2 protein-coding genes are annotated in these 1381 nt (G+C 62.2%); one reads left to right on the top strand and one right to left on the bottom strand.

Annotated elements, in window-relative coordinates; all coding sequences use genetic code 11:
- A partial coding sequence (locus AAAB16_RS12545) for a DUF5924 family protein (RefSeq protein WP_340663616.1) occupies window positions 1-778 on the bottom strand: 778 nt, incomplete at its 3' end.
- A gap of 281 nt (window positions 779-1059) precedes the next feature.
- On the opposite strand from AAAB16_RS12545, the gene AAAB16_RS12550 reads away from it, so the two are divergent.
- Window positions 1060-1381 (top strand): bile acid:sodium symporter family protein (locus AAAB16_RS12550; RefSeq protein WP_369335443.1); only part of this gene is annotated, 322 nt, incomplete at its 3' end.

A 1381-nucleotide genomic window follows, 5' to 3' on the forward strand; every position in this document is an offset into this window, starting at 1 on the left:
AGGCGTACAGGCCCTTGGTGCGCAGGTCGTTGGCGGTCATGGTGGTCAGGCTGTCGCCGGGGGAGCGGTTGAAGTCATCCAGCTCGGTGGTCACCGCCACCTCCGTTAGCCATAACGTGGCCGGCGGCACCCAGGAGCGCGCTAGCCAACCGATGCCGCCCAAGGCCAGCGTCAACACAATCAACGCCAAGCCCCGCCACCAGCGTTGCACCGGAAAGGTCACCAACAAGCTGGGGAACGACAGCAGCACCGCCGTGCCCAGGGCCAGCTTGTAACTCTGCGCGGTGGTCAGGTGCAGGATGATTGGCAGCGCCGTCAGCAACGCGGCGAACAGCGTCAACGTGTGCATCGCCAAGTACAACCAGCGCCGTGGCGCCAGCCATTTGTTGTAGATCGGGTCGATGATGCTCACCAGCCCCGCGCAGGCCAGCAGCCCGGTAAACAGCAGCTGGCCGCTGTTCCAGGTGGTGGTGATGATAAAAAACGGCAGCACAAAAAACAGACTTTCCTGGTGAATCATCTGCGTCAGGTAACGCACCAGCGGTTGCGGTAATTCGCGTTTGAATAGCCGGGCAAACACCCGCGCCACCAGGCTTTCCAGCGTTAGCCACAGCCAGCTGACCAACAGCATGACCGCAATCGGCGTGGCCAACCTGGCCTGGCGGTCGACCAAGACAAAACTGAGCACCCCGGAAATAAAACCAAACGCCGCCACCACACCTGGGTAGCGTTGCAGCAGGGCGATCAGGGCAAGGGCGCGGGTTTTCCAGATAAGCATCAAGGTGGCAAGTCGGCAGGTGGAAAGGAGGTGCGCAGGATACGGGCGGACAAAGCGGGGGTCCATGACGTCGGCGCTTAAAGTAGGAGTGTGCCGGCGCAGGTTCGGTTTCAGATTTCAGCGGATTACGATCAACGGGCGCCGCTCAGTCCCCTCGCCCCAGCGGGGAGAGGGCTAACTGGCGCCAATGGCCACCGGCGCTGGCGGCCTATGCCACTGTTGCCTGGCGCCTTACGCACGTACAGTGCGGCGGGCTAAAACAACAATAAAAGGCCCGTTTTATGAACTACGACGCGAGCTCTCAACTGATACTAGGCCTGGTGCTGGCAACGCTGATCTTCGGCGTATCGCTGGAACTGCGCCTCGACCAATTCCGCGCCGTATTGCGCCACCCGCAACCGGTACTCGCCGGCATGCTCGGCCAATGCCTGCTGCTACCCTGGCTAACCCTGTTGGTCACCCTAATGGTCGACCTTAACCCCGGTCTGGAGCTTGGCCTGCTACTCGTCGCCTGCTGCCCCGGCGGCAACCTCTCCAACGTCATGACCCACCTGGCCCGCGGCAACACCGCGCTGTCCATGAGCATGACCGCGCTCTCCAGCC

Source organism: Pseudomonas sp. (assembly GCF_037994325.1).
Lineage (GTDB): Bacteria > Pseudomonadota > Gammaproteobacteria > Pseudomonadales > Pseudomonadaceae > Aquipseudomonas.